The following is a 25,406-nucleotide window of genomic DNA, read 5'->3' on the forward strand; positions in this document are numbered from 1 at the left end:
CGAACTCAGCGCTTGGAGTACTGAGGCGCCTTGCGGGCCTTCTTCAGACCGGCCTTCTTGCGCTCCTTGACGCGAGCGTCGCGCGAGAGGAAGCCGGCCTTCTTCAGGGTCGGGCGGTTGTTCTCGGCGTCGATCTCGTTGAGCGCACGAGCGATGCCCAGACGCAGCGCGCCGGCCTGGCCCGAGGGGCCACCACCGGAGATGCGCGCGATCACGTCGTACGAGCCCGCGAGCTCGAGCACCGTGAACGGGTCGTTGATCAGCTGCTGGTGCAGCTTGTTCGGGAAGTAGTCCTCGATCGTGCGGCCGTTGACCGTGATCGTGCCCGAGCCGGGAACCAGACGCACGCGGGCGATGGCCTGCTTGCGACGGCCGACGGCGCCGCCGGGGACCGAGAGCACGGGGCGCTCGGTGGCGACGGCCGTCTGCTCGGCCGGCGTCTCGGTGCTGTAGTTGCTGGAGTCGATGTTCGACACTGTTTCGTCCTTATCCGGCGGCGCTTACTGGGCGACCTGGTCGAAGGTGTATGCCGTGGGCTGCTGGGCACCGTGGGGGTGCTCGGCGCCGCGGTAGACCTTGAGCTTCTTGAGCTGCGCCGCGCCGAGGCTGTTCTTGGGCAGCATGCCGCGGATGGCCTTCTCGACCGCGCGGACGGGGTTCTTCTCGAGGAGTTCCTCGTAGTTGACCGACTTGAGGCCGCCCGGGTAACCCGAGTGACGGTAGGCCATCTTCTTCTGGAGCTTCTGACCCGTGAGCGCCACCTTTTCGGCGTTGATCACGATGACGAAGTCGCCGGAGTCGATGTGGTTGGCGAAGGTCGCCTTGTGCTTGCCGCGGAGGAGGACCGCCGCGTGCGAGGCCAGACGGCCGAGAACGACGTCGGTGGCGTCGATAACGACCCACTCGCGCGTGACCTCAGCGGCCTTGGGGGTGAAAGTGCGCGTCACAGTAGTGCTGCTTTCTTGATCGAACGGAGGAGTTCGTGAATCCCGCTCCGGTGGTCCGTTCTCCGCCCGAGGGGCGGGGGAACAGGGCCGGTGGAGGGCTCACGTTCGGGTGACCCGCTCGCAGAGAGGCAGGCACCAAAGATCAAGACTACGTCATCCGGATGCCACGGCCAAACCGTGCCGTCGGGCTCACGCGAGCAGGGTGCCGATGGCGACCAGGGCGATACCCGACGCGTTGAAGACGATGTGCACTGCCACCGCCGGCCAGATGCGCCCCGTGCCGACGACGAAGACCCCCGTGACGACGCCGAGCAGAGCCAGTGCGGCCAGGTCCACGGCATCCGGTGCCCCCAGGATCTGGTGCGTGACCACGAACAGGGCGGTCGACAGCGCCACGGCCGCGACGCCCGCCGCGAGAGGGCCGCTCCACCGCTTCACCACCGCGAAGATGCAGAGCAGCACGACCCCGCGGAAGAAGATCTCCTCGCACAGCGGCGCCACGATCACATCCCCGACCGCGTCGGTCAAAAACGACGACGGCAGCCCGTCGCCGGTCGTGAACGTCGACGGCCAGGCGACAGCCCCCTCGAGGCCGGCGAGCACCCCTTGCGTCCCGCGCACGACCAGACCGAAGACGATGCCGTACGCGAGGTCGACGAGTCTGATCCGCAGCAGGCCGCGCGGCCGCGACCGGCGCAGGGCGAACACGGCGGGCGCCAGCAGAGCCACCCAGAACACGACGCGGGAAGCGTCCGACGACGTCTCGACGGGGAGGGCGACGGATGCCGCGTGCGCGAGCAGCACGCCCACGCCCAGGGCGAAGACGGCCCAGCCGAGCATCTCGAGATCCCAGCCGCGCACGCTGGATCCACCCTCGCGCCAGCCCCGGCGCCGGCGACGACCGTGACGCAGGAGGGCGGCGTCGGTGGCGGACATGCGCGTCACGTTAGGGGCGAGCCGGGCACGTCATCGACATCCGTGGCGGCCCCCGGGATCCTGTCGCCCGACGCATCACCCCTCGCGCAGATCTCGCTCACCCCGGCCGGACGCCACGACGCCCCCGTCACCGATGGTGACGGGGGCGTCGTGCAGAGGTCGCACTCTCCGCGGATGCGGGCGAGATCGAGAGGGCGACCGGGGGGGGGCTCAGCGCTGGAGGAAGTCGATCAGCACGCGGTTGAACTCCTCGGCGTGGCTCACGTTCACACCGTGCGGGGCGCCGGAGACGACGTGCAGCTCACTGCCCGCGACCGCCTCGTGCGTGCGCTTGCCGGACCCCTCGAACGGAACGGTCGCATCGCTGTCGCCGTGGATGACGAGGGTCGGCACCGTGACGTGCGGGAGATCGCCGCGGAAGTCCGTCGTGGCGAAGGCCTCCATCGACTTCAGCGCCGCGTGGTGATCGGCCTGGTTGGCGAGGCGCTCCGCCTCGGCACGGTCGGCCTCCGAGACGGCCAGCTCACCGTCCACGGAGAAGAAGTCGGTGGTGAACTGGTGGTAGAACGACTTCTCATCGTCCTTCAGCCCCTGCTTCATCCCGTCGGCGGTCGCGTCGTCGAGAGGGCCTTCGGGGTTGTCGTCCGTCTTCGCGAGATACGGCGGCACAGCCGAGGCGAAGACGACGCTGTGCACGCGGTCCGCCCCGTGCCGCGTCAGGTAGCGGGCGACCTCTCCGCCGCCCATCGAGAAGCCGACGAGCGTGACATCGCGCAGGTCGAGGGTCTCGAGCACGGCCTGGAGGTCGTCCGAGAAGGTGTCGTAGTCGTAGCCCGAGCGCGGCTTGTCGCTGCGGCCGAAGCCGCGCCGGTCGTAGGCGACGACGCGGTAGCCGGCGCCCTCGAGGGCGGGAACCTGATGGGCCCACGACTCGCCCGAGAGGGGCCAGCCGTGGATGAGGACGACGGGGCGACCGGAGCCGCCCGTGTCGTCGACGTGGAGGTCGATGTCGGTCAGGAGTCCATGGTGTGCGGTGATCTCGCTCATGCCGGTGATGATTCGACCCGAAGCTGGACGTCGGGCCGCCGTTGACGGGGAGGCCGCCGCTTGGTATTGCCCCCGAACGCACACCGACGGCCCCGCGCGCAACACCCTGCGGCCAGCGGGAGCGCTGATTAGCCTTCGGGCATGGCCTCGACCCGATTCCCCGCCACCGTCGCCCTCATCGCCGCGGCCGCCCTCGCGCTGAGCGGATGCGCGTCCACCCCGGCGGGCGGATCGGATGCCGCCGCATCCGACCGCGAGGCCGTCCGGGCCATCACCACGGCTGAGGCGAGCGCCGGCGGCCGGGCCTTCGAGTTCGAGACCGACGACGGCGAGTGGCAGGTGCACGTGGCGACGGGCGACCGCGCAGTCGAGGTGCGCGTGAGCTCCGACGGCGCGACGGTGCAGTCCTCGCAAGACGCCGACGCGCTCGACGACGAGGACCGCACCGCTCTCGACGCGACCACGACCACCCTGGCGGACGCGGTGCGCATCGCTGCGGGCGAGGGCGGCGACGCCGCGGTCGACGAGGCGCAGCTCGAGGACGAGGGCGGAACCTCGGTGTGGGTCATCGAACGCGAGGGCGGCGAGACGGTCCGGGTCTCGGGCGCCGACGGCACGATCCGCTGACGAGCAGACGAGCGCATCCCGGCGCAACCCCCGGCCTCCAGGGCCGTGCCCGAGCGCACGCTCCGTACACTCGGCGCATGAGCCACGCCTGCGGTCCCGACGGTCACAGTCCGAACGCCCGGGTGACCCCGGGCGCGAACGCCGGAGCGAGCGGGGCGGCCCGGTGAACGACCTCGCGCTCAACGTCGCCCTGGTCGTGGTGTTCGTCTTGATCGGAGGCGTGTTCGCCGCGACCGAGATGGCATTGGTCACCCTGCGCGAGAGCCAGGTCAACGCTCTCGCGTCGCGGGGCAAGCGCGGCCAGAAGGTGGCCGATCTCGCGCGCAACCCCAACACCTTCCTCTCGGCGGTCCAGATCGGCGTGACCGTGGCGGGTTTCGCGTCGGCCGCGTACGGCGCCTCGTCGATCGCGCCCTCGGTGACCCCGCTCTTCGTCTCTCTGGGCCTCGAGCAGGGCGCCGCCGCGACGGTCGCGACGATCGCCCTGACGCTCGTGATCGCGTACCTCTCGCTCGTCCTCGGAGAGCTGGTGCCCAAGCGCCTCGCGATCCAGCGCAACGCCGCGTTCGCCTACACCGTGGCGCCGGTGCTCAACGGCTTCGCGAAGCTCATGCGCCCGGTGATCTGGCTGCTGTCGATCTCGACCAACCTGCTGGTCCGACTGCTCGGCGGCGATCCCGACAAGACCGGCGAGGAGCTGACCGAAGAGGAGCTGCGCGACATCGTCTCGAGCCACGAGGGGCTTCCCGACGACGAGCGTCGCATCCTCGACGATGTGCTGTCGCTGCGCGATCGGCACGTGAGCGAGGTCATGCGCCCGCGCCCGGAGGTCGTGACGCTCGACGCCGGGGGCACCATCGCCGAGGCGGCCGAACGCGTGCGGGATCTGCCCTACTCGCGCTACCCGGTCGCCGAGCAGACGATCGACGACGTCGTGGGCTTCGTCCACGTCCGCGACCTCTACGACGAGCCCGGCCGCCCGCTTTCGGCCGTCATGCGCGAGATCCGCTACATCCCGTCGACCGCGCGGGTGCTTCCGACCCTCACGGCGATGCGCGCCGACGGGAGTCACATCGCCGTCGTCGTCGACGAGTACGGCGGCACCGACGGGATCGTGACGTTGGAGGATCTGGTCGAAGAGGTGGTGGGCGAGATCTTCGACGAGTACGACACGGATGCCGAGCAGCCCCTGTCCGAGGGAGAGCACGGCACCGTCGAGGGTCGACTCAACCTGCAGGACTTCGAAGAGGCGACCGGCGTGCCCCTCCCCCGCGGTGCATCCGACACGGTCGCGGGATTCGTGGTGGAGCGCCTGGGACGACTCGCGCGGGTCGGCGACACCGTCGAGGTCGAGGGAGCGACGCTGCAGGTCAGCGGAGTCGAACGTCGCCGCGTCTCGCAGTTGCTGGTGACGCGGCATCCCGCCGACGACATCGAGCCCGACCGCGGGTGACGCGGGTTCAGACCGCGCCGCCTCCCGCGAACGTCGAAGGGGTGCCGAGGTCGAAGTGGTGCCCGTTGATGGCGAGCAGGTCGCCGTCGCCGTCGGGGAGGAATCCCGACGGCGAGGCGAAACTCGCGTCGCTGCGGCTGGTCATGCGATCCATGCTGAGGCGTCGGTGGTCGCGATGTCAGGGCTTGACATCGCGCCGGCAGCCCGTCCGAAGCGCTCGTGAACGGCGGGCGATCGTGGGTTAGGTTGTGCACAACCAAGTTGTGTGCAAGAGTTCTGGCATGCCCGCCGTCGATCACCTCGTCTGCTTCGCGCTGTACGCGGCGAACCGCACGACCACGCAGGCCTACCGCGTCCTGCTCGAGCCCTGGAATCTCACCTACCCGCAGTACATCGCGCTCGTCACGCTGTGGACCGACGGCGACCAGAGCGTGACCAGCCTCGGCGAGGCGCTCCAGCTCGATTCCGGCACGCTGTCACCGATGCTCGCGCGCATGGAGGCCGCGGGTTACGTGACGCGAACCCGCCGCAGCGCCGACGAGCGCGTCGTGACCGTGTCGCTCACCCCGCGCGGAACGGCCCTGCGCACCGAACTCGCGCACGTACCCCGCTGCATCGCGGCCGGGTCGGGCCTGCCCGATCTCGACAGCGCCCGCGAGCTGATCGACGCGCTGCACCAGCTCACCGAGGCCATGAAAGACCTGCGGGACCACCCCGAACCGGTGATCGCCGCATCCCGGGCGCCACGCACCACCGCGTGATGCCCCGCCCCACGAAAGGAACCCCCATGGACGTCCTCTACACCGCCGAAGCCGTCTCGACCGGCGAGGGCCGCAACGGCCACGTCACCGCCGGCGACTACATCGACCTCGACGTCGCCGTCCCCCAGGCGATGGGCGGATCCGGCGCCGGAACCAACCCCGAGCAGCTCTTCGCGGCCGGCTACGCCGCCTGCTTCCACAGCGCGCTGCACGCGGTGGCCCGCGGCCACAAGGTGAAGCTGACCGACTCGTCGGTCGGCGGTCGCGTGCAGATCGGCCCCAACGGTCAGGGCGGCTACCAGCTCGCCGTTCTGCTCGAGGTCGTCCTGCCGGGCATCGAGGCGCAGCTCGCGCAGCAGCTCGCCGACGAGGCCCACCAGGTGTGCCCCTACTCGAACGCCACCCGCGGAAACATCGAGGTCACCGTCACCGTCTCGGAGGACTGACCTCCCCCCGACCCCCGGGGCGGAGCGCTGAGCCCCACGTATCGCGCTCCGTCCTGGGCCTTCTCGTCAGGCTCAGTGCAGCTGCAGTTCGCCGTCCGTCTTGGGATACGAGCGCCGCAGCCACTGACCGAACCCCGGCTGCGCCAGACATGCCGCGGCGGAGTCGCACGTCACGACCGGGTCGTGCGCGGCATAGGTCTGGTAAGCCGCGACCTTCGCGTCCAGATCTGCGCCGAGCACGTTCGGCGGCTGATGCTGCGAGGGGTAACCGATGTAGTAGGTGATGGCCTCGGCCGCCACCCCCGCCGTCGCCGCGACCGTGCGCACCAGCGAGCCGACGCACGAGTGGTCGGGGTGGTCGCCCCGGGCGAAGGCGCTCTCGTGCGGAACGTTCGTCGTCACGCGGTCGGGCCGACCCGCGTGGATCAACTCGGCGACGGTCTGCGACAGGCGCCCGCCGTCGAGGGTGGGGCCGTCGTCGATGGGCTGCAGCACCGGCACGGTGCCGTTGATGAGCTGGGTCAGACCCGCGTCACCCGTGGCGGGGAAACCCTTCGCGCTCAGATTACCGTCGGGCAATCGCAGGACGGTGATCGACAGCCGGTCGTCGTCCGACGGCACGAAACGCGTGACCCGCGCGCCGCTGAGTAAGGTGATCTGCTTCTCGTCCCACGGCTCCGAGCTGCCGCGCATCTCGTCGTAGGCGGCGCGGATGCCGGCTTCGCGCAGCTTCGCGTACTCCAGGCCTCGTCCCGCGTCGCCGGCCGTGACGAAGATCGTGCGCAGAGTCGCGCCCGAGGCGATGATCCCCGCGAGGTGCGGGTTGGCGAAGATGATGTCGTCATCGGCGTGGGCCCAGACGGCGACGGTCGTGTCCTCCCCCGGCTCCTCGTCCGCCGGCGACGTGGCACCGGGCGACGAATCGGGCAACGGCACGATCGGGCTCAACTTCACCCAGCTGCCCTCGGGTCCCGCGGCGCGTCGCACCTCCCGGTACACCAGCGCTCCCCCACCGAGAACGGCCAAGCCGCCGACCGCGATCCCCCCGAAGACGAGTGCGCGCCGAGACAGTCCGCTCTTGCGCGCCGACCCGTCGTCTCCGCGCGCGGGGTCGCCACCCGAAGGCTCGTCGATGTCACTCACGGCGACTCCGTCCTGTACAGCGCCCCCCGGCGGCGGATATCGGCTACCGACGGTACATCGGCTCGTCGATGATCCCGCTGAAGAACCTCCGAGCGACGGCATTCGCGCCACTCTCTGCGCTCTTCGTACACCGAGCGCTGGGCCGACGCTCAGCCCACTCCGAAGCGCGATGCCCACACTCGGGGCATGCAGACGTCCTCACCGCCGCGGTCACTGTCTCCCGAAGCCCTCCGCATCCGCGAGATCCTCAACGAATGGGACCCGATCGGCGTGCACCACATCGGCCGGGGCTGGCCCGCCGACGAGTACGACGACCTGATTGTCCCCATCCTCGGAGCTCTCGAGAGCGCCCCCACGGCCGACGACCTCGCGGCCGAACTCCGCACGGTCGTCGAGGTCGATTACGGCCTCCCCTCACCCGGCGGATGCCACGACGTCGCCCGCTCGCTTCTCGCCGTCACCCGCTGAGCGCTACCCGTCGGCCGGGCACGGTGCAAGCCCTCGCGAGACGTCACCTGCGCCGCCTAACGTGCCCGTCATGGTCGACCTCTCCCGCGCGCAGACCCCGGATCCCTACCCGCTTCTTCCCGCCGTCGCCTCGTTCGACGTCGTCAGCGACGACGTCGCCGACGGACAGCCGCTGAAGGACGACCAAGTCGCCGACGGCGGCAACACCTCCCCGCACCTGCGATGGTCGGGGGCCCCCGAGGGGACGAAGTCGTTCGTCGTCACTTGTTTCGACCCCGACGCGCCGACCCCGAGCGGTTTCTGGCACTGGGTCCTCGTCGACCTTCCCGGCGACGTGACAGAACTGCCCACGGGCGCCGCCACCGCCGAACTGCCCGGCGGCGCGTTCCACGTGCGGAACGACGGTGGCGAGGCCGGCTTCATGGGAGCGGCACCGCCGGAGGGCGACCAGATCCACCGCTACTTCTTCGTCGTTCACGCCGTGGGCGAGGACACCCTCGGCGTCGACGCCGACGCCTCCCCCGCCGTGGTCTCGTTCAACCTGGCGTTCAAGACGCTCGGCCGCGCGATCCTGCACGGCACCTACCAGCACTGAGGTCCGGGCCATGACGAAACGCAGCGAGGGCTTCGACAAGGACGAGACGATCGCCGAAGTGGAGGAACGCGTTCAAGCGCGCTTCCCGACGGCGCCGTCCGACGTCATCCACGACGAGGCGGTGGCGGCGGTCGACAAGTACGCCGACGCCCCCGTCAAGGACTTCGTCGAGATCATCGCCGAGCGCGACGCGCGCACCGCCGTCGAGAACACCCTCGACGGGAGCTGATCCCGCTCAGCCCAGCTGGAGCTCGTCCTCGGTCTTGGGGTACGACCGCTGCAGCCACTCGCCGAACTTCCGCGTCTTCAGGCACGCCGATCGGTCCGCGCACCGGATGACGTCGTCCTGCTGGGTGTAGATGCGGTACGTGTCGACCTTGGCGTCGAGGGTCGCGTCGTCGAGGTTGCGGGGCAGGTTCTGCGACGGGTAGCCGACGAAGTACCGGATGCCGGGCGCCAGGGCCGCGTTCGCTCCGATCGCCTCGCGCACGAGGCTGCCCACCACCGAATGGTCGGGGTGGTCTCCGGGCGCGAAAGCGCTGCCGCGCGGGATGTGCGTCAGGGTCTGCGCGGGGGCGAGCGCAGCTCCGAGCTCTGCTATCGACGCGACGAGCTGATCGCGCGAGACGGCCGGGCCGCCGTCGATCGGGGCGAGCGTCGCGCTCTGCCCGTCCCACAGTTTGCTCAAGGTGGCGTAGCCCGTCGCCGAGAATCCCCCGTCGGTGATGTTGCCGTCGGGAAGGCGCAGGAACAGCACCGACACGCGCGCGTCGCCCTGGGGGCTGAGCCGTCGCACGTGCAGCCCGGACGAGAGGTCGAACTCCTGCGCATCCCACAGCCCGTCGTTCTTGCGCATGGCGTTGTAGGCGCGGAGGATGCCGAGCTCGCGCGCCTTCACGTACCCCATCCCCTTGCCCGCGTCGCCGGCGGTCACGAAGACCGTTCGGACGCACTCGCCGCCAGCGAGGGCGTCGGAGATCATCGGGTTGGCGAAGATGATGTCGTCGTCGGGATGGGCCCAGACGGTCAGCATCGTCGCGCCTGCCTCGCACGGCTGGGCCGCGGGAGAGGACACCGCGGGAGTCGGCGGTGGGGTCGGCGTCGCGCTCGGCGTGTCGCTCACGGCGGGGGTCGGCTGCGCCGAGGGCGATTTCGTCGAAACGGATGAGGCCGACGGTGACGCGGAGGCCGCGACGGGGTCGCCACCGGGTCGCAGGAGGGCGAACGCGAAGACGCCCGCGACGGCGCTGACGACCACCACGGCCATGGCGAGCGCCGCGATGAGACCCGCCGAGAGACGTCGGCGCGCAGGCCTCGGACGCAGATCGGCGCGTGACATCGAAGGCCTTCCGGCGGCAGGTGGGGCGTCTCGCCCTGACGAGGCCGAGAAGGACGGACGCCGGGGGTCCCCCCGGCCCGCCCCGAGTGTAAACGACGCGCCCTTCCCCCCGCCACGACCCGGCCGTCCGGCGCGTGGTCGCAACGTTCATGTTTCGTACGAGTGACAGTTCGCGAAGGTCGCCGACTTGGACGAATCGAGCCTGTTATCTTTCACGAGTCGATATCGGCGCGCTCGAACCCCGGGGGAGGGGCATCTCATCGTGGCCTTTGACGTGCGGACGGGCCTGCCCGCCGAGGACGCACCGCTTCCTGACGACCCACGGGCGCAGACCCCGGGGCCGCCGACCGTCGCGCCTCGTGTTCCCCCAGCGCCATCCCCCGACCCGTGGCGGCGCCGTTACCGACGCAACCTCACCATCACCGACTTCTTCGCCCTCGTCTGGGTGGTCTACGGCACGCAGCTGCTCTGGTTCGGCCTCGGCAACGCGCAGGTCGCCGCGGGCAGCGACAGCCGCATCTCGGACCTGTCCTACTGGGTCTTCTCGGCGATCGTCATCGTGACGTGGATGTGGTCGCTGTCGTTCGTCGACTCCCGCAGCGACCGCGTCATCGGCACCGGCTCGCAGGAATACGTCCGCATCGCCGATTCGAGCTTCCGTCTGTTCGGCACGATCGCGATCGTCGCCTTCCTCACGCAGATCGATGTCGCGCGCGGTTACCTGCTCATCAGCCTCCCCGCCGGCATCCTCGTCCTCATCTTCACGCGGTGGATGTGGCGGCAGTGGCTCGTGTTCCAGCGCTCGCGCGGCCTGTATTCGGCGAGCGTCCTCTTGGTCGGATCGCTCCCCTCGGTCACGCACCTCGCCCAGGAGTTCGCACGCACCCCGAGCGCCGGCTACCGAGTGGTGGGGGCATGCGTTCCCAACGGGAAGGTCGCCGATGTCATCCCCGGGACCTCGATCCCCGTGATGGGCCAGGTCGGCGACGTGACCCGGGCGCTGCACGCGACCGGCGCCGACACCGTTGCGATCACGAGCGCGGACGACCTGCCGGCATCGAAGGTGAAGCAGATCTCCTGGAGCCTCGAGGCGGGTCGTCAGCACCTCGTGCTCGCGCCGAGCATCGTCGACATCGCCGGACCGCGCCTGCACACGCGCCCCGTCGCCGGACTCCCCCTCATCCACGTCGAGACACCGAAGTTCTCCAAGGGGCAGAGCTTCCTCAAGCGCAGCGTCGACCTGATCGCGGCGTCTGTCGGCGTCGTGCTGCTCAGCCCGCTCCTGCTGTTCCTCATGGCCGCCGTGCGGCTCTCGAGCGAAGGGCCGATCTTCTTCCGGCAGACGCGCGTGGGATTCCGCGGGCGCGAGTTCACCATGATCAAGTTCCGGTCGATGGTGGTGGATGCCGAGGCGTTGCTGGCGCAGCTGGCCGCAGACGACCGCGACTCGGGCAACGAAGTGCTCTTCAAGATGAAGAACGATCCGCGCGTCACCCCGATCGGGCGGATCATGCGCAAGTTCAGCCTCGATGAACTCCCCCAACTGTTCAACGTGATCGGCGGCTCGATGTCGCTCGTGGGCCCGCGTCCTCCGCTGCCGTCCGAGGTCGCCGTCTACGCCGATCACGTGCACCGCCGCTTCCTGGCCAAGCCCGGGATCACCGGTCTGTGGCAGGTCAGCGGCCGCTCCTCTCTATCCTGGGAGGAGTCGGTGCGACTGGATCTCTCCTACGTGGAGAACTGGACGCTCCTCGGCGACTTCGTCATCCTCGGCAAAACCGCCCGCGCCACCCTGGCACCGGGCGAGACCGCCGCGTGAAGTTCACCCGCGTCATCGCGGGTACGCGCCTCCGCCCCGCGGGGACGCGTCGACATCAACTCGAAAGGCTCTGATCGTGCGTTTGTCTGTAGTGGGATGCGGTTATCTCGGAGCGGTGCACGCCGCGGCGATGGCTTCCATCGGCCACGAGGTCGTCGGGATCGACGTCGATGAGCGCAAGATCGCCGCTCTCTCCCGCGGGGAGGCCCCCTTCTTCGAGCCCGGCCTGCAGGAGATCCTGAGCGAAGGCATCGCCTCGGGCCGCCTGTCGTTCACGACCGAGATGTCCGCGGCGCAGGGCGCCGTGGTGCACTTCATCGGCGTCGGCACCCCGCAGCAAGCCGGTGGACACGCCGCGGACATGACCTACGTGAACGCGGCCGTCGACGCCCTGCTGCCCTTCCTCAGCGAGGGCGACATCGTCGCCGGCAAGTCGACGGTGCCCGTCGGCACGGCCGCGCGTCTCGCACCGCGGGTCGCGGAGCGCGGCGCGACGCTCGTGTGGAACCCCGAGTTCCTCCGCGAGGGCTGGGCCGTGCAGGACACCGTCGACCCCGACCGTCTCGTGGCCGGCGTCCCCTCCGACGACGGCGCCCCGACGGCGGAGGGCGAGCGTTGCGCCCAGGTCCTCCGCGAGGTCTACCACCCGTCGATCGCCAAGGGCACGCCCTTCATCGTCACCGATTACGCCACGGCCGAGCTCGTGAAGGTGTCGGCGAACGCCTTCCTCGCGACGAAGATCAGCTTCATCAACGCCATGGCGGAGATCGCCGAGGTCACCGGAGCCGACGTCACGACGCTCGCCGATGCCATCGGCCACGATGCCCGCATCGGCCGACGGTTCCTCGGCGCGGGAATCGGCTTCGGCGGCGGATGCCTGCCCAAGGACATCCGTGCGTTCTCGGCTCGCGCGGAGGAGCTCGGTCGCGGCGAGTCCGTCGCGTTCCTCCGCGAGATCGACGCGATCAACCTGCGCCGGCGCGACCGCGCCGTCGAGCTCGCGACGCAGGCGCTCGACGGCAGCGTCTTCGAGAAGAAGATCGCCGTCCTGGGCGCGGCCTTCAAGCCCCACAGCGACGACATCCGCGACTCCCCCGCGCTCGACGTCGCCGTACGCCTGCACGGGCTCGGTGCTCACGTGACGCTCACCGACCCGGCCGCGATCGAGAACGCGCGGCGTATCCATCCCCAGCTGACCTACGACGCCGACCTCGACGCGACCCTGCGCGATGCCGACGCCGTGATCGTGGTCACGGAGTGGGACGAGTACCGCCGCGAGCTCTCCCCCGAGCACGCCGCGTCGCTCGCGCGCGGCCGCGTCGTCATCGACGGCCGCAACTGCCTCGACCCCGCGGCCTGGCGTGCGGCCGGATGGACCTACTTCGGCATGGGCCGCCCCTGAGCCTCGCGTGATGACGAACGCCCCGACCTCTCCGGTCGGGGCGTTCGTCGTCGGTCCGCGTCGCTCGTCATGAATTGCGTGACGAATGCGGTGGTCGACACGTCTGAGTGGTGAGGGTCTCGTCCGTGCCCACGAGCTCCGTGTCGGCATGCGGCGGATCCGGATCCAGAGGAGGATGCCATGCGCAACAAGATCATCCTGATCGGCGCGATAGCGGTCGTCGCGTACGTCGTCGGTGCGCGCTCGTCACGAGTGCAGGTGAAGAACCGCGAATCGGTGGGGCACCAGCTGGTGCGACTCTGGGACGACCCCCGGGCCCGCAAGCGTCGTCACAAAGCGGCCAAGAAGGCCGCGTCGGCGGCGGAGAAGCGGGGGAAGAAGCTGCTGCGCGAACTCCACCACTGACCGCCCGCGCGTCCGGCTCGTGGCGGGTGAGCGACGGGCCGATACGCTGACCCCGTGGTCGCCACTCTGCTCATCTCGATCTCCGCCATCGTCTCCGCGGTGCTCGTGGGGTTCGTGGCGCGTCGCGTCCTCGGCACCGCAGTGGGGTGGCCCCGCAGCATCGTGGTCGGCCTGCTCGTCTTCTTCCTCGGCGTGCCGTTCACGCAGTGGACGTTGCGTCAGACAGGGCTTCCGAATGCCGCGGCGCCGATCCCCGCGGACGATGTGTGGTTGTGGGTCGGGCTGATCGCCCTCTCCCTCGCGTGGGTCTTCGCGTTGGGCGTCGCCGCTTTGGTCGCGAGCGAGGCGATCTTCCCCACGCGCGCGCTCCCCAACCCCATCGACCTCGTGCGCGCCGCGCTGCGTCAGCGAAAGCGCACCCGCCGGTACCTGGAGATCCTGGCCATCGCCTCGCGTCACGGCGTCGGCTGGCTGTTCCACGGCGGCCGTTCACGCGTCGAAGAGCAGTTGAGCACCTCGGAGGAACGCGCGAACGCGATTGTCGCGACCATCAACGACGCCGGCGTCAGCTTCGTCAAACTCGGGCAGGTGCTCTCGACCCGCCGAGACCTCATCCCGGAGCCCTACCTGAGCGCGCTCGCCTCCCTCCAGACGAAGGCGACCACCTTGCCGTGGGAGACCGTGCGGGCGGTGATCGAGACGGACCTCGGTCGCCCCCTCGATGAGGTGTACGCCGACGTCGATCCCTCTCCTCTCGCCGCCGCCTCCGTCGCGCAGGTCCACCGCGCACACCTTCTCGACGGCACCGCCGTCGTCGTGAAGGTGCAGCGTCCCGCCGCGCGTGCCCAGGTGGAGGCGGATGCCGACATCATCGGGCGGCTCGCTCACCGGGCCGAGATGCGCACGCGCGTCGGTCGCGATCTGCGCATCGAGTCGGTCGCGCGCGGCTTCACCGCCACCCTGCTCGAGGAGCTCGACTACCGCATCGAGGCTCGCAACACCATGATGGTCGCCTCGACGGTGGATCTCATCGATCGAGCAGAGCCCGACCGCCGCGGCATGGTCACCGTTCCGCAGATCCACGCGGCAGCCTCGCATCAGCGCGTGCTGACGATGGAGCTCGTCGACGGCACAGCGCTCAGCGACTCCGCCGAGCGGTTGGCCGGCATGACCGCCGACGACCGGGAACGTCTCGCACAGGTGTTGATGTCCACGGTGATCGAACAGATCCTCGTCTACGGGGTCTTCCACGCCGATCTACATCCGGGCAATGTCCTCCTCCGCGAGAACGGCTCTCTCGGTCTCATCGACTTCGGTGCCGTCGGAGTGATCGAGCGCAGCCGCCGCCAGCACATGACCGCCTTCCTCCTCGCCACCCTGAGCGAGAACGACGTCGCGGCCACCGACGCCCTGCTGCTGATCGTCGATCCCCCCGACGACCTCGACGTCGAGGCCTTCCGCCACGATGTCGGCATCGTCCTGACGACCGAGCACCTGCGCACGGCCGGGCAAGGCTCGATCTTCACCCGCATGGTCGATGTCATTCGCCAACACCACATCGCACTCCCGGGCGAGCTGGCGTCGGCGTTCCGCAGCTTCGCCACGCTCGAGGGCTGTCTCCGGGTCATCGTCGACGATTTCGACATGGTCGGAGAAGCCCTCCCGCTCATGCCGAGCATTCTCCGGCGCACCGTTTCGGCGAAGAAGATGCTGACCGACCTGCAGGCGCAGAGCGTCATCTCCCTCGCGCGGCTGCAGCGCATCCCCCGTCGGCTCGAGAACCTCCTCGCCGGCGCCGAGAAGGGGTCGATCGGCATCACCCTCCGCGGCGAGAGCGGCGACGACGTCGGCGGCATCCTCGGCCGCACCACCGCCGAGATCGCCTCGACGCTGGTGTCCATCGCCGCCGTCGTCATCGCCGTGGTCCTCGTGGTCGCCGGCGGCGGTCCCGTTCTGGGCGGATCGATCACGCTGTTCGGCGTGCTCGGCGCCGTCATCGGCCTTTTCGGGTTCCTCGGACTGCTGCGCATCGTCCGCAGAACATTCACCAGAAGAGGCTGACACGCGCGAATCGATGGGCTCCGGATGCCGCGTCCGGGCCGTGCGCGGCACTAGCGTGACATCAACCACCTCATCGGTGGGCAATCGGGCTACGAAGGAGAAGTCCCATGATCGCTCTCGCCGCTGTGTTCTGTGCCGTCGTCGTCTGGGCGCTCGCGTCCGTCGCCGTCGGCGTCGGGGTGGGTCGGATGATCACCCGCGCCGAGTCCGAGTCGGTCATCTCGGTCGCGGGCACCCCGCACGAGTTGGTCCCCTCCGGGCGCCTCTGACGTCTCGCCATCCGGCGGAGCGGAGGGCGCCTCTCTCGGCGAGCCCTCCGCCGTGTCGGGTGCGTCGCGAGGCGGGACAGCGCTCGACTCACGCCGTCCCTTCGGGGAGACCTCGCCCCCCTCACCTTCGGACTCACCCTGAGCGGCGTCTGCGGTCGTCCGCTCCCCTCCCGGCGCCGCATCCCGTGCGGCGGTGTCGGCGAGTTCGCGCAGGATCCGGCGCGGATGAAGAGCGCGCGGGTCGTACTCGCGCCAATCCGGCGCCAGGTCGTCGAGTTCGTCGACGACCTGCGACCGTCCCTCGAGGTAGAGGGCATGCAACCGACCCAGTGAGCGCGGGATCGTCTGACGAAGCTCCCGCAGCCGTGATGGTCCGAGGATCACCCCGACGAGGATTCCGACGAGGAGCAGTTTGTCGATTCCGAAATCGAACATGTCACTTCTTCCACGGGGCGGGCGGATCTGACGGCGTGAGCTGCGCCTGTCGGTACTCCCGCCGCGTGCGCGGGGCCGGATCGACGGCGGAGGCGCTCGGGCCGGCGGGTCGCAACGATCCGACGGCACCCAGGATCGCCGAGACGGCGCCTGTGGCCTGTCGCTCGAACGCGAACCACGCCGAGGCGGGGCCGTCGACGGGGTCGACGATGTCGTCGTTCTCGGCGTTCGTGCCCGCCGAGGCGAGTCGGGCTCCGGCGCAGGCGCGCACGAGCTCCGCCCACGAACCGGCCGAGCCACGCACGGAGGGGGCTTCGGTCAGCCGGGCGAACTCGCGAACCGTGAACGTGGAGGCGATGAGATCGGGGCGCAGATCGAGCACGACACGACGGTGTGCGGCTTCTGCGCAGAGCACCGTGTCACCCGCCCGCAGGAGGCCCTCGTCCAGACGGCGCGAGCGATGGGTTTCGAGCGACAACCCGTAGGTCCGTCCGATCGTCAGGACGTCCTCGGGCACCGCGTGCCCGGGTCGCGCCGCCGTGCCGGCACTGTGCACCGTGAGGCATCCGGACCGCGCCTGCGGCAGCCGCGACGAGAGCAATCCGGCCACGAACGGCGACCGGATCATGTTCGCCGTGCACACCACGAGGATGCGATCGACGGTCATGAACGGCATGCGCGCATCACGCCCCCTCTTCTGCGAGAGCTCGTCCCGCGGCTCCAGTAGAACGCGTGAGCCGTCGTCGTCGTTCGATCCGCCTTCCTTCGCCAACCGGGTGAATTTCCCCGGGGTCCGGGCGATGTTCGCGCACTCACGCCCCCTTCTCCTGATGACGGGCGTCAAGCATGAGGAGTACCGCCGTCTATCGAAGGGTTCCCACATGGGTATTTTCGGCAATGCGTTCTCTGGCTGGCACCTGCTCCTCATCCTGGCGGTCGTCCTTCTCTTGTTCGGTGCGGCCAAGCTGCCAAGCCTTGCCAAGAGCGTCGGTGAATCGGTTCGCATTCTCCGTGCCGAGACGCGCGAGGCGAAGGGCGACAAGGCGGAGCCCGCGTCGGCGCCCTCTTCCGCGACGACGAACGATCAGCCGGGCCGCAATCCGTCAGGCTCGTCGTCGTCCACGTGAGCTCCCGCACCCGCGTGCGCGATCGGCGCCGAGACCGAGCCGCCGACGGCACGGGGAGCGGCGGGGCCATGTCCCTCCTGTCCCATCTTTCCGAGTTCCGTCGACGCGCCACGGTCTCTGCGATCGCCATCATCGTGGCGGCCATCGGCGGCTTCCTGCTCTCCGACCTGGTCATCGAGGCGGCATCCGCGCCGCTGAGCTCCGTGCAGGGCCCCTCGACGACCAGCCTCAACTTCACGCGACTCGGCGAAGCATTCGACCTACGGTTCAAGATCGCCATGACGCTCGGCATCGTGCTCTCGGCCCCCGTCTGGCTGACCCAGGTGTGGGGCTTTCTCGTTCCCGGTCTCACCTCGCGCGAACGGCGGATGGGCATCGTCTTCGTCGCCACGGCGCTTCCGCTGTTCTTCGGAGGCGTCTTCTTCGGCTGGACCGTCATGCCGCAGATCGTGCACGTGCTGGCGAGCTTCGCCCCGGCCGGTTCGACCACCATGCTCACCGCGAGTCAGTACTTCGACTTCCTCCTCAAGCTCGTGGTCGGCGTCGGGATCGCCTTCGTCTCTCCCCTGGCCGTGGTCCTGCTGAACGCCGTCGGAGTGCTGAGCGCACGGACGATCATCCGCGGATGGCGCGTCGCACTCGTGATCATCGTCGTCTTCTCGGCTGCGGTCACGCCGCCCTCCGACCTGTTGAGCATGCTCATCATCGCCCTTCCGCTGTGCCTGCTCTATCTGGGCTCGGCCGCGTGGGCGTGGGTGCACGACCGGCGAGCCGCTCGGAAAGCAGCCGCGGCGTCCTGACGCCGACACCGTCGACGCCCGACAACGTCGTGGGTCGTCGGCATGCCGCCGGGCAGCGCATCACCGGTCGTCGAAGACGGATCGCAGGACGCCCGTCGGCCCGAGATCGTCGGTCAGTTGACGCCCGAGGGACCGAGCCGCGTCGGCATCGAGAGCGAGGGCGATCCCCGCGCCTGTCTCGACGACCACCCATGTGCGATCGTCGTCGGAGCGCCGGAGCGCGCCGACCTCGACGTCGCTGAGGATCCCCGTCCCCCGCCCGGAACCGTCACGGACCCGCGCACGGATCCCGCGGCCTGCGCTGCGATGATCCTCGTCGTCGGGGTGGGCCGTCGCCCCGTGCGCGGTGACGCACCATTCGTAGGGGCACCGTCGGGTCTTCACCTCGCGGGCGAATCGATCATCAGCGGCCATGCCAGACACCTCTCTCTCGGGGTCGCCGCAGAACTCGGCGACCCGAACATCGGCGGGCACGCACACAGTGAACAACAGACCTCCGACACTGCCCTCACCGTTCGGGAGGCAGCCCCTTCGGCGGGGTCGGAATGAGGTCTGGCAGCGGCACCCCGAGCACCTCGGACACGGCCACGATCGTTCTCAGACGCGGGTTCGCGGAAGTGCCCGGATTGGACTCGCCCTTCTCGAGCTTCCGGTACGTGAAGGTGGCAAGCCCCGCCGCGTGCGCGACCTGCTCCTGGGAAAGGTGCTGTTCGGAGCGGGCGCGGAATATGCGCAGACCGAGCTCGCGGACGAAGTCGGACCAGGGGTCGGGCACATCGGTCATGAGTAAAGCTTGATCGGTACATCACGCCCACATAGACATGTAAACATGCCTGCATGGACATCGGTCCCCTCGGAGCGGGACTGCGGGTGCGTGGTGAGACGGATTCGCGTGCGGGTGAGGGCGGAGGCTATCTGCGGTCGCACGCGCCGACGGGCATCCCTCGCTACCGCTTCATCACAGCGAGGATCCCGGCCGGGGTGGAGCTTCACCCTCCGCTGAGACCCGCGGACCCTTGTCTCCTGCAGGCGCGAGGGATGGCAGAGTCCCCGCGCCCGCCGTCGAAACCATCCCGGGGCGGCGGGGGGAACATCGGCCCCCGGGCATGGACTGCGGAGTACGTATGAACCCTTCCGTCTCACTCGTCGACTCACCCGTCGAATCCCATAAACTCACCCCGACTCGCCTCGGCACGCGCCCGCCCTGGCAGAGGCGGTACTCCCGGGTGGTGGCGGCGGTCGATACCGCGGTGGTCGCCTCGGCCGTCTTCGGTGCGCAGGTCGTCTGGCTCGGGCCGGATCCGGTACCCGTGGCGTCCGCCCCCGTCACCTACACGGCGGTGTCCATCGGTCTCGCGGGGGCCTGGCTGGCGGCCCTCTTCCTCTGGGGTACCCGCCAGCCTCGCGTCATCGGATACGGAGCGGCTGAATACCGGCTCATCCTCGCCGCGTCGGTGCAGATGTTCGGACTCGTCTCCATCGTGGCCTATCTGAGCAATGCGGAGCTGTCGCGCGGTTACTTCCTCCTCAGCCTCCCCCTGGGTACCGCCGGCCTGCTGTGCGGACGTCTTCTGAGCCGGCGATGGCTCGCCCACCGTCGCGCCGCGGGGGCCATGAGCACGCGGGTGGTGCTCGTCGGAGCCGCAGACGAGAACGAGCGCGTCGCCGGCGAACTCTCCCGCCAGCCGAGCGCCGGCCTCCACGTCGTCGGAGTGCTCGCCCTCTCGCGCGCGGGATCGGGCCCCGCGTGGTCGGACGAGGAGGCGAGCGCCCTGCGCGAATGTCTGGCGACGTCCGGCGCCGACAGCGTGCTCGTCTCGGGCGGAGCGGTCCTCCAGCCCGCAGACATCCGCAGGATCGGCTGGAGCCTCGACTCCGGCCGCCACCACCTCATCGTCGCGATGAACCTCATCGATGTCGCCGGCCCTCGACTCCACACGAGGCCGGTCGCAGGTCTGCCCCTCGTGCATGTGGAGACGCCGCAGTTCTCCGCCACCCAGCGCGTCCTCAAGCGCGCCTTCGACATCGCCGGCGCCGGTGTGCTCGTGCTCGCTCTCGCTCCCGTTTTCGCGGTGCTCGCCCTGCTCGTGCGCGCCTCGGGGCCCGGACCGGTCTTCTTCCGTCAGGAGCGCGTGGGACAGGGTGGTAAGCACTTCGGCATGCTGAAGTTCAGATCGATGATCGACGGAGCCGACGCGCGACTGCAGGAGCTGCTCGCCGAACAGGGGCGCGAGGGCACTCCCCTGTTCAAGATCGACAACGACCCCCGCATCACGCCTGTCGGGCGCTGGTTGCGCAAGTACTCGCTCGACGAGCTGCCGCAACTCTTCAACGTCCTCGGGGGGCAGATGAGCCTCGTCGGCCCGCGCCCGCAGCGTGACGCGGAAGTCGAGTTCTACGACGACGATGCCCACCGCCGGCTCATGGTGCGGCCGGGGATGAGCGGACTCTGGCAGGTCAGCGGAAGATCCGCGCTCGCGTGGGACGACGCCATCCGTCTCGACCTCTTCTACGTCGAGAATTGGTCGCTCGTCGGCGACATCGTGATCCTCGCCCGCACGTTCAAGGCGGTGGTGGCTCCGGGTGACACGGCGCACTGACCGAGAAGGGGGCGCCGATCCATCGGATCGGCGCCCCCTTCTTTTCGTCGGTTCAGTGCAGCGGCGGTCTCACTTCCCCCGTGAGCGGCGCAGGTGCGCGGAGTCTTCGGCACCGGAACGAGCGCCGACCGGGGCGGGATCACCAGCCGACTCACCCGCCGACACCGTCGCCGTCCTCCGATGGGCAAGAGTGCGCAGACCCTGAACGTTCTCGGGCGGGAGGCCGCCGGAGGTACGACGCGACGCGGCCTCCGCGTCGGGCAGGGACACCGTCTCCGCCGGCACCCGACGCCACCGGCGCCACCAAGGTCCGCGCGTCGACGCCGCCACCCCGTAGCCGTAGTAGCCGCCGTACTGGGCCCCGTAGTAGCTCGAGTCCGCGCCGCGCAGCGGCATCCGGTTCAGCACGACGCCCAAGAGGCGACCGCGGGTCTTGCCGAGGTTCTCGGTGGCGCGCGTGAGCATGTCGTCGGTGGTTCGCCCAGCTGTGACCACCAGCACGGCCCCGTCCGCCCAGCTCGCAATGACGGCCGCGTCCGCCACAGCCAGCGTGGGCGGCGAATCGATGATCACCACGAGGTCTTCGGCGAGCTTGCGCGTCAGCGTCTGCATGCGCTGAGAACCGACCATCTCGGTGGGGTTGGGCGGCGTGCGCCCGGCCGCCACGACGAACAGACGCCCGTGCTCGTCGACCTGGTGAGCGACCTGTTCGATCTGCGCCCGGCCGGCGAGGACGTCCGAAAGTCCCACGTCGTCGGAGAAACCGAAGATGCCCCCCAGCACCGGTCGCCGCAGGTCGGCATCGATGAGGATGACGGACTGCCCGGTCGCAGCGATGCTGACGGCCAGGTTCGCCGCGGTGGTGGACTTGCCGTCTCCGGGGAGCGGACTGGTGATCACCATGATGCGAGCGGGGCGGTCGACGTCGACGTACTGGAGGTTCGTGCGCAGTTCGCGCATGGCTTCCTTGTGGGCGAAGGAACCCCGACCATCCTTGATGTCGTCGAACGAGAAGACCGCTCGACCTCCGGCGAGGTCCTTGTCGACGGGGAGCACGCCGACGACCGACGCGTCGACGGCGTCGGTGATGTCTCGCGCGGTCCGCACACGGCGGTCGAATGCCCGGCGCACGAGCGCGAACACGACACCGGCCACGGCGCCGAGCAGCCCCCCGATCAACACGTCGAGCTTCACGTTCGGAGACGACGGAGCGTCGGGGAGACGCGCGGAATCGCCGGCGATCAGGCGAACGGCGCCTTCGCCGTTCCCGCCCGTTTCCAATCCGTTGACCTCGGAAGTCATCCCGTGGATCCAGGCTTCGGCGAGATCGCGGGCCGCCTCGGGCGTCGATCCCGTGGCATCCACCCGGATATTCACGGTGTCGACCGGATTGGACACGTGGATGCGCTGCACGAGGTCTTCCGGGCTGTCATCGACCCCCAACTGCTGCCGCGCCGACTCGGCGACGCTGCGCCAATAACCCATGTCGACGAACGACTTGACCTTCGACAGCGCGAGCTGGTCTCCGGCGAGCGCTGCTCCCGTCGACCCGTCCGACGAGGTGGCCGCGACGTACCCGCTGGCGTCGGCGGTGTAGACGCGCGGTTGCACGGCGCTCCAGGCGAAGCCCGCCAAGCTCCCCACGATCGTCAAGGCGACGATCGCCTTCCAGTAGGCGCGCAAGATGCGCACGACCTTCTGCATGTCCACTCGGATCCGCCTTTCGCGATGCGGCGGAGACACCGCCGGGTCGCCGCAGCATAGGCATGACTCCGAGACGTCTTCGCGCGGGCCGTCGCACTGCGGCGACGGGCGAAAGGCCGCGCTTGCCGACAGGGTCCCGCGCTGCGCAGCACCGCCGACCCACCGGCTCGACCGTCGGAGGGGTGAGAAAAAAGGGTGAAGAACAGGGGGTGATGAGGGGATGACAAGGGGGATGAAAGATCGCCGTTTCGACGGATCGGATGCCGCATCACCCCGAGGATCATCTCGACACGCACGGCACACCGCCGCGTGGAGATCGCGCTCGCCCGAGAGCGCCGACGTCGCGACAACTTGGAGGCACTCATGCTGATCGATGTAGAGACAGCGCCCGATGGCATCCGTGCGATCCGCCGGACCAGCCGATTCTGGACGACGCGCCACGAGGCGATCGCCCGCGTGAGCGAGGCAATGTCGAGCGACGTCGTGCTCCTGCGGGGCCCCGCCGGCGTCGGAAAGACCTCGCTGCTGCGCCAGTTCGCGGCCTCCATGGAGCACGATACGGAGCGCGGCGTGCAGGTCATCGATGGCGGTGTGACCGGTGCGAAGGAACTCTCGCGCGTCCTCGACGCCTTCTCTGACGGACCGAGCCTGCACGTGCTGCTGATCGACAACTTCAACGAGGCAGAGGGGCTCACCACCGACGACGTCCTCGCGCTCCTGCGTGCCGACACGGCCCTTCGCATCGTCGTCGCCACCCGCCAGGCGACAGGGCTCGAGAGCCCGCTGGTCGCTCTCGAGTTCGACGTGCAGGTCGTCGCCGCCCCGCACCTGCTGATGTCGCAGCAGGAGGTGGCGTCCGTTCTCGCGCTCAACGGCGTCGAAAGCACGGAGGTCGGGGTCGAGACCCTCGTCGAGCGCACTCACGGCTGGCCGGCGCTGTGCCAGCTCGTCGCCGCACGTCTGCGGCTCGAGGGCCTGCCCCTGCGCACTCGGGAGGAGGCCATCGTCGCGGCGGAGCATGCCGGAGCGACCTTGACGGCCGACATGGAGGAGCGCCTGTCACAAGTCATCACCGATGAGGTCCGACTGCTCGCGGTCGCCCCGTACGTCACCGTGCCCCTCGCGGACGCGCTGGGGATGGATCCGACCGTCGGCTCGGTGCGCGAGCTCTTGAGCGAACTGCAGAGTGCGGGGTTCATGTGGCCGAGCGCGACACGCTTGACCCTCGCGGAGCCGGTCCGGGAGCAGTGGCTCCGCGACATCGGCACGCGCAAGCCCGATCTCGTCAGCTCCGCCCAGTCGAAGCTGCTCGACCACCTCGTCCGCGGCGGCGAGCAGGTGCGAGCCGCGCAGATGGCAGCCGATGCGGAGCGGTGGGAGATGCTCGCCTCGATCCTGCGGTCCTCCGGACCCGAGATCTGGGCGCGCGACAAGACGGCCTTCTCCCGACTGGTCGGCGTGCTGCGGACGACGGCACCGCTGACGCCGCGGACCATGGACGCGTTGCTCGCCCTCGATCCGCAGACCGCCTGCTCGGCCGAGACCCCGACCGCCGCCGTCCGGGTGCTGACGCAGCTGCCCGACGCGAAGAGCGCCTCATCGACCGATGTCGAAGCGCTCATCCTCCGCGTCGGGATCCTGCGGGCGGCCGGCCGTTTCGCACTGGCGACCGAAGCCGCCTCCCTTCTCTCCGACGCGCTGCGCCGGTCGTCGGAATCCGGTGCGGACGCGACCGCCGAGGGGTGGTACCAGGTGGCCATGACCTCGTTCGCGATGGGCAAGCTGCGCGACGCCGGTCTCGCCCTGGCCCAGTCCGAGCGGGTCGCTCCCCCCGCCCGCAAACTCCGCGCCCGGGGGGCCCGCGCGATCATCGCTCTGATGGAGGGCGATGTCGCCGAGGCTCGCAACATCGCGCGCCAGAGCGCCGAGGACGATTGGGCGGCCTCGCCCTGGGGAGAGGGGATGCGCATCGCGACCGCGTGGCTCCTCCTCGAAGAGGGGGATGCCCCCGCCGCGAGGACGATCCTCGACGACGTCAGCGCCAGTGCGGGCGCCCGCGAGCTCTGGCCCTACGCCGCGGCCGTACACGTCCAGTCCTACCTGCTGTCCGAGGCGGCGCCCGATGCGCTGGGTCTCCTGCGGTCGTGGACCGCACGCGCGCGCAGCACGCCGCCCTCGCACTTCCAGTCGACGCAGATCCTCACCGCGCGCGCCCGGGTGCTGATCGCCCTGCGTCAGGCGCGCAAAGCACTGGCTCTGTTCGAAGGGCCGTTCGCCCTATCGTCCACGACCGCTCCGGCGATCGCGCTGTCGCAGTTGTACGCCGGGCGCGCCCACGAGGCCTTCGTGATGAGCGTGAAGTGGGGTCTGCACCATGAGCCGTCACCGCGGGCTGCTCTGGAGAGCCTGGTCGTCAGCATCGTCGCCGACGTTCGTCTGAACGGCGTGGCCGCGCACCGCTCGGCCGTGCAGCGTGCCGAGGCCCTGAGCATGCGCTACGGCCTGTGGAGTCCGTGGAGCGCGGTCGCGCCGGAGGATCGTGCCCTCGTGCTGCGGATGCTGTCGCCGACGGCACGAGAGCAGGTGGAGAAGCGCGCCTCGTTCTTCGCGTCGTCGGTGAGCGTTCCGCACCTGACGCGCCGGGAGCAGGTCGTGCTGGCGCAGTTGACGCCGACCTCGACCATCGCGGACATCGCTCGAGCGCTCGTGGTCTCCCCCAACACGGTCAAGACCCAGCTGCAGAGCCTCTACCGCAAGCTCGAGGTCTCCGACAGGTCGAGTGCGATCCGCGCCGCGCACGCCTGGGGTCTCATCGAGACCGACGTGGAGTGATCGCACGGTCGCGGCGCCGGCGGCGCGCACGTCCGATGACGACGCGTGCGAGGACCAGCGCCGCGATCACGATCAGCACCCCCGGCAGCGACAGCGGAACGCCTGCACCGCGCAGAACCGCGAGGATGACCAGAAGCGCGGCGAACGACAGCAGCCAGGTCAGCACCCGTCGAAGTCGGTGAAGTCGCAC

Annotated in this window: 28 protein-coding genes; 15 read left to right on the forward strand and 13 right to left on the reverse strand. The window is 69.8% G+C overall.

Annotated features, from left to right (window positions below; genetic code table 11):
- Positions 1-5 precede the first annotated feature (5 nt).
- The 4 genes from rpsI to ABXS86_RS07500 all read right to left on the reverse strand — a co-directional run bounded on the left by rpsI (position 6) and on the right by ABXS86_RS07500 (position 2,930).
- A complete protein-coding gene (rpsI, locus tag ABXS86_RS07485; RefSeq protein WP_144829514.1) occupies positions 6-476 on the reverse strand; it encodes a 30S ribosomal protein S9 in 471 nt (156 codons plus the stop codon).
- 24 nt (positions 477-500) lie between these two features.
- Complete coding sequence (rplM, locus tag ABXS86_RS07490; protein WP_056226423.1) at positions 501-947, reverse strand: 50S ribosomal protein L13; 447 nt, start codon at positions 945-947, stop codon at positions 501-503.
- Positions 948-1,136: 189 nt separating this feature from the next.
- Positions 1,137-1,883 carry a type II CAAX prenyl endopeptidase Rce1 family protein gene (locus ABXS86_RS07495; RefSeq protein WP_353666117.1) on the reverse strand — a complete coding sequence of 249 codons (747 nt, stop codon included), beginning with the start codon at positions 1,881-1,883 and terminating at the stop codon, positions 1,137-1,139.
- A 210-nt stretch (positions 1,884-2,093) separates the two neighbouring features.
- On the reverse strand, positions 2,094-2,930 hold the full coding sequence (locus ABXS86_RS07500) for an alpha/beta fold hydrolase (RefSeq protein WP_307209251.1): 837 nt from the start codon (positions 2,928-2,930) through the stop codon (positions 2,094-2,096).
- Positions 2,931-3,071: 141 nt separating this feature from the next.
- Between ABXS86_RS07500 and ABXS86_RS07505 the strand changes: the two genes are divergently transcribed.
- A complete protein-coding gene (locus tag ABXS86_RS07505) occupies positions 3,072-3,557 on the forward strand; it encodes a hypothetical protein (RefSeq protein ID WP_353666118.1) in 486 nt (161 codons plus the stop codon).
- Between the two features lie 163 nt (positions 3,558-3,720).
- The gene (locus ABXS86_RS07510) at positions 3,721-5,010 is read left to right on the forward strand and encodes a hemolysin family protein (protein WP_307209247.1); all 1,290 of its coding nucleotides are present in this window, start codon (positions 3,721-3,723) and stop codon (positions 5,008-5,010) included.
- Between the two features lie 7 nt (positions 5,011-5,017).
- Here ABXS86_RS07510 and ABXS86_RS07515 read toward each other — a convergent pair whose 3' ends face one another.
- On the reverse strand, positions 5,018-5,155 hold the full coding sequence (locus tag ABXS86_RS07515; RefSeq protein WP_186325407.1) for a hypothetical protein: 138 nt from the start codon (positions 5,153-5,155) through the stop codon (positions 5,018-5,020).
- Between the two features lie 136 nt (positions 5,156-5,291).
- On the opposite strand from ABXS86_RS07515, the gene ABXS86_RS07520 reads away from it, so the two are divergent.
- Together ABXS86_RS07520 and ABXS86_RS07525 are read left to right on the forward strand one after the other, a co-directional pair.
- Entirely contained in the window at positions 5,292-5,771 is a 480-nt protein-coding gene (locus ABXS86_RS07520) for a MarR family winged helix-turn-helix transcriptional regulator (RefSeq protein ID WP_307209244.1), read from the forward strand.
- A 26-nt stretch (positions 5,772-5,797) separates the two neighbouring features.
- The gene (locus ABXS86_RS07525; RefSeq protein ID WP_353666119.1) at positions 5,798-6,217 is read left to right on the forward strand and encodes an organic hydroperoxide resistance protein; all 420 of its coding nucleotides are present in this window, start codon (positions 5,798-5,800) and stop codon (positions 6,215-6,217) included.
- 72 nt (positions 6,218-6,289) lie between these two features.
- On the opposite strand, the gene ABXS86_RS07530 is transcribed toward ABXS86_RS07525, so the two are convergent.
- A complete protein-coding gene (locus ABXS86_RS07530) occupies positions 6,290-7,360 on the reverse strand; it encodes a PIG-L family deacetylase (protein WP_353666120.1) in 1,071 nt (356 codons plus the stop codon).
- Positions 7,361-7,546: 186 nt separating this feature from the next.
- Here ABXS86_RS07530 and ABXS86_RS07535 point away from each other — a divergent pair, with 186 nt between their 5' ends.
- The 3 genes from ABXS86_RS07535 to ABXS86_RS07545 all read left to right on the forward strand — a co-directional run bounded on the left by ABXS86_RS07535 (position 7,547) and on the right by ABXS86_RS07545 (position 8,652).
- A complete protein-coding gene (locus tag ABXS86_RS07535) occupies positions 7,547-7,828 on the forward strand; it encodes a hypothetical protein (RefSeq protein ID WP_353666121.1) in 282 nt (93 codons plus the stop codon).
- Between the two features lie 70 nt (positions 7,829-7,898).
- The gene (locus tag ABXS86_RS07540; RefSeq protein ID WP_353666122.1) at positions 7,899-8,423 is read left to right on the forward strand and encodes a YbhB/YbcL family Raf kinase inhibitor-like protein; all 525 of its coding nucleotides are present in this window, start codon (positions 7,899-7,901) and stop codon (positions 8,421-8,423) included.
- Between the two features lie 10 nt (positions 8,424-8,433).
- On the forward strand, positions 8,434-8,652 hold the full coding sequence (locus tag ABXS86_RS07545) for a three-helix bundle dimerization domain-containing protein (RefSeq protein ID WP_307209236.1): 219 nt from the start codon (positions 8,434-8,436) through the stop codon (positions 8,650-8,652).
- A gap of 6 nt (positions 8,653-8,658) precedes the next feature.
- Here the strand turns inward: ABXS86_RS07545 and ABXS86_RS07550 are convergent, their stop codons facing one another.
- Positions 8,659-9,762, reverse strand: a complete 1,104-nt coding sequence (locus ABXS86_RS07550) for a PIG-L family deacetylase (RefSeq protein ID WP_353666123.1) — start codon at positions 9,760-9,762, stop codon at positions 8,659-8,661.
- Between the two features lie 262 nt (positions 9,763-10,024).
- Between ABXS86_RS07550 and ABXS86_RS07555 the strand changes: the two genes are divergently transcribed.
- From ABXS86_RS07555 to ABXS86_RS07570, 4 genes are all read left to right on the forward strand, one after another.
- The gene (locus tag ABXS86_RS07555) at positions 10,025-11,581 is read left to right on the forward strand and encodes a sugar transferase (protein WP_353666124.1); all 1,557 of its coding nucleotides are present in this window, start codon (positions 10,025-10,027) and stop codon (positions 11,579-11,581) included.
- Positions 11,582-11,657: 76 nt separating this feature from the next.
- On the forward strand, positions 11,658-12,983 hold the full coding sequence (locus ABXS86_RS07560; RefSeq protein WP_251506450.1) for a UDP-glucose dehydrogenase family protein: 1,326 nt from the start codon (positions 11,658-11,660) through the stop codon (positions 12,981-12,983).
- 180 nt (positions 12,984-13,163) lie between these two features.
- Positions 13,164-13,388: a hypothetical protein gene (locus tag ABXS86_RS07565; RefSeq protein WP_144829552.1), complete on the forward strand. Its 225-nt coding sequence runs from the start codon at positions 13,164-13,166 to the stop codon at positions 13,386-13,388.
- A gap of 54 nt (positions 13,389-13,442) precedes the next feature.
- Entirely contained in the window at positions 13,443-15,449 is a 2,007-nt protein-coding gene (locus ABXS86_RS07570) for an ABC1 kinase family protein (RefSeq protein ID WP_353666125.1), read from the forward strand.
- Between the two features lie 89 nt (positions 15,450-15,538).
- On the opposite strand, the gene ABXS86_RS07575 is transcribed toward ABXS86_RS07570, so the two are convergent.
- Both ABXS86_RS07575 and ABXS86_RS07580 read right to left on the reverse strand, forming a co-directional pair.
- Positions 15,539-16,153 carry a twin-arginine translocase TatA/TatE family subunit gene (locus tag ABXS86_RS07575; protein WP_353666126.1) on the reverse strand — a complete coding sequence of 205 codons (615 nt, stop codon included), beginning with the start codon at positions 16,151-16,153 and terminating at the stop codon, positions 15,539-15,541.
- A 1-nt stretch (position 16,154) separates the two neighbouring features.
- Positions 16,155-16,820, reverse strand: a complete 666-nt coding sequence (locus tag ABXS86_RS07580) for a hypothetical protein (RefSeq protein ID WP_353666127.1) — start codon at positions 16,818-16,820, stop codon at positions 16,155-16,157.
- Between ABXS86_RS07580 and tatA the strand changes: the two genes are divergently transcribed.
- Positions 16,819-17,280 carry a twin-arginine translocase TatA/TatE family subunit gene (tatA, locus tag ABXS86_RS07585; protein WP_353666128.1) on the forward strand — a complete coding sequence of 154 codons (462 nt, stop codon included), beginning with the start codon at positions 16,819-16,821 and terminating at the stop codon, positions 17,278-17,280. The genes ABXS86_RS07580 and tatA overlap by 2 nt on opposite strands.
- 68 nt (positions 17,281-17,348) lie before the next feature.
- Positions 17,349-18,080 (forward strand): twin-arginine translocase subunit TatC, encoded by a 732-nt coding sequence (gene tatC / locus ABXS86_RS07590; RefSeq protein ID WP_307209225.1) that lies wholly within the window; start codon positions 17,349-17,351, stop codon positions 18,078-18,080.
- 60 nt (positions 18,081-18,140) lie between these two features.
- Here the strand turns inward: tatC and ABXS86_RS07595 are convergent, their stop codons facing one another.
- Both ABXS86_RS07595 and ABXS86_RS07600 read right to left on the reverse strand, forming a co-directional pair.
- On the reverse strand, positions 18,141-18,494 hold the full coding sequence (locus tag ABXS86_RS07595; RefSeq protein WP_353666129.1) for a DUF6907 domain-containing protein: 354 nt from the start codon (positions 18,492-18,494) through the stop codon (positions 18,141-18,143).
- A gap of 94 nt (positions 18,495-18,588) precedes the next feature.
- Positions 18,589-18,864: a helix-turn-helix domain-containing protein gene (locus ABXS86_RS07600; RefSeq protein ID WP_307209220.1), complete on the reverse strand. Its 276-nt coding sequence runs from the start codon at positions 18,862-18,864 to the stop codon at positions 18,589-18,591.
- A gap of 445 nt (positions 18,865-19,309) precedes the next feature.
- Between ABXS86_RS07600 and ABXS86_RS07605 the strand changes: the two genes are divergently transcribed.
- Positions 19,310-20,680: a sugar transferase gene (locus ABXS86_RS07605; RefSeq protein ID WP_307209218.1), complete on the forward strand. Its 1,371-nt coding sequence runs from the start codon at positions 19,310-19,312 to the stop codon at positions 20,678-20,680.
- 69 nt (positions 20,681-20,749) lie between these two features.
- On the opposite strand, the gene ABXS86_RS07610 is transcribed toward ABXS86_RS07605, so the two are convergent.
- Positions 20,750-22,384, reverse strand: coding sequence for a polysaccharide biosynthesis tyrosine autokinase (locus ABXS86_RS07610; RefSeq protein ID WP_353666232.1), 1,635 nt, complete (start codon positions 22,382-22,384; stop codon positions 20,750-20,752).
- A gap of 309 nt (positions 22,385-22,693) precedes the next feature.
- Between ABXS86_RS07610 and ABXS86_RS07615 the strand changes: the two genes are divergently transcribed.
- Positions 22,694-25,216 carry a LuxR C-terminal-related transcriptional regulator gene (locus tag ABXS86_RS07615; RefSeq protein ID WP_353666130.1) on the forward strand — a complete coding sequence of 841 codons (2,523 nt, stop codon included), beginning with the start codon at positions 22,694-22,696 and terminating at the stop codon, positions 25,214-25,216.
- Here the strand turns inward: ABXS86_RS07615 and ABXS86_RS07620 are convergent.
- A complete protein-coding gene (locus tag ABXS86_RS07620; RefSeq protein WP_251506426.1) occupies positions 25,194-25,406 on the reverse strand; it encodes a hypothetical protein in 213 nt (70 codons plus the stop codon). The genes ABXS86_RS07615 and ABXS86_RS07620 overlap by 23 nt on opposite strands.

This window comes from Microbacterium sp. che218 (genome assembly GCF_040436305.1).
Classification (GTDB): Bacteria; Actinomycetota; Actinomycetes; order Actinomycetales; family Microbacteriaceae; genus Microbacterium; species Microbacterium algihabitans.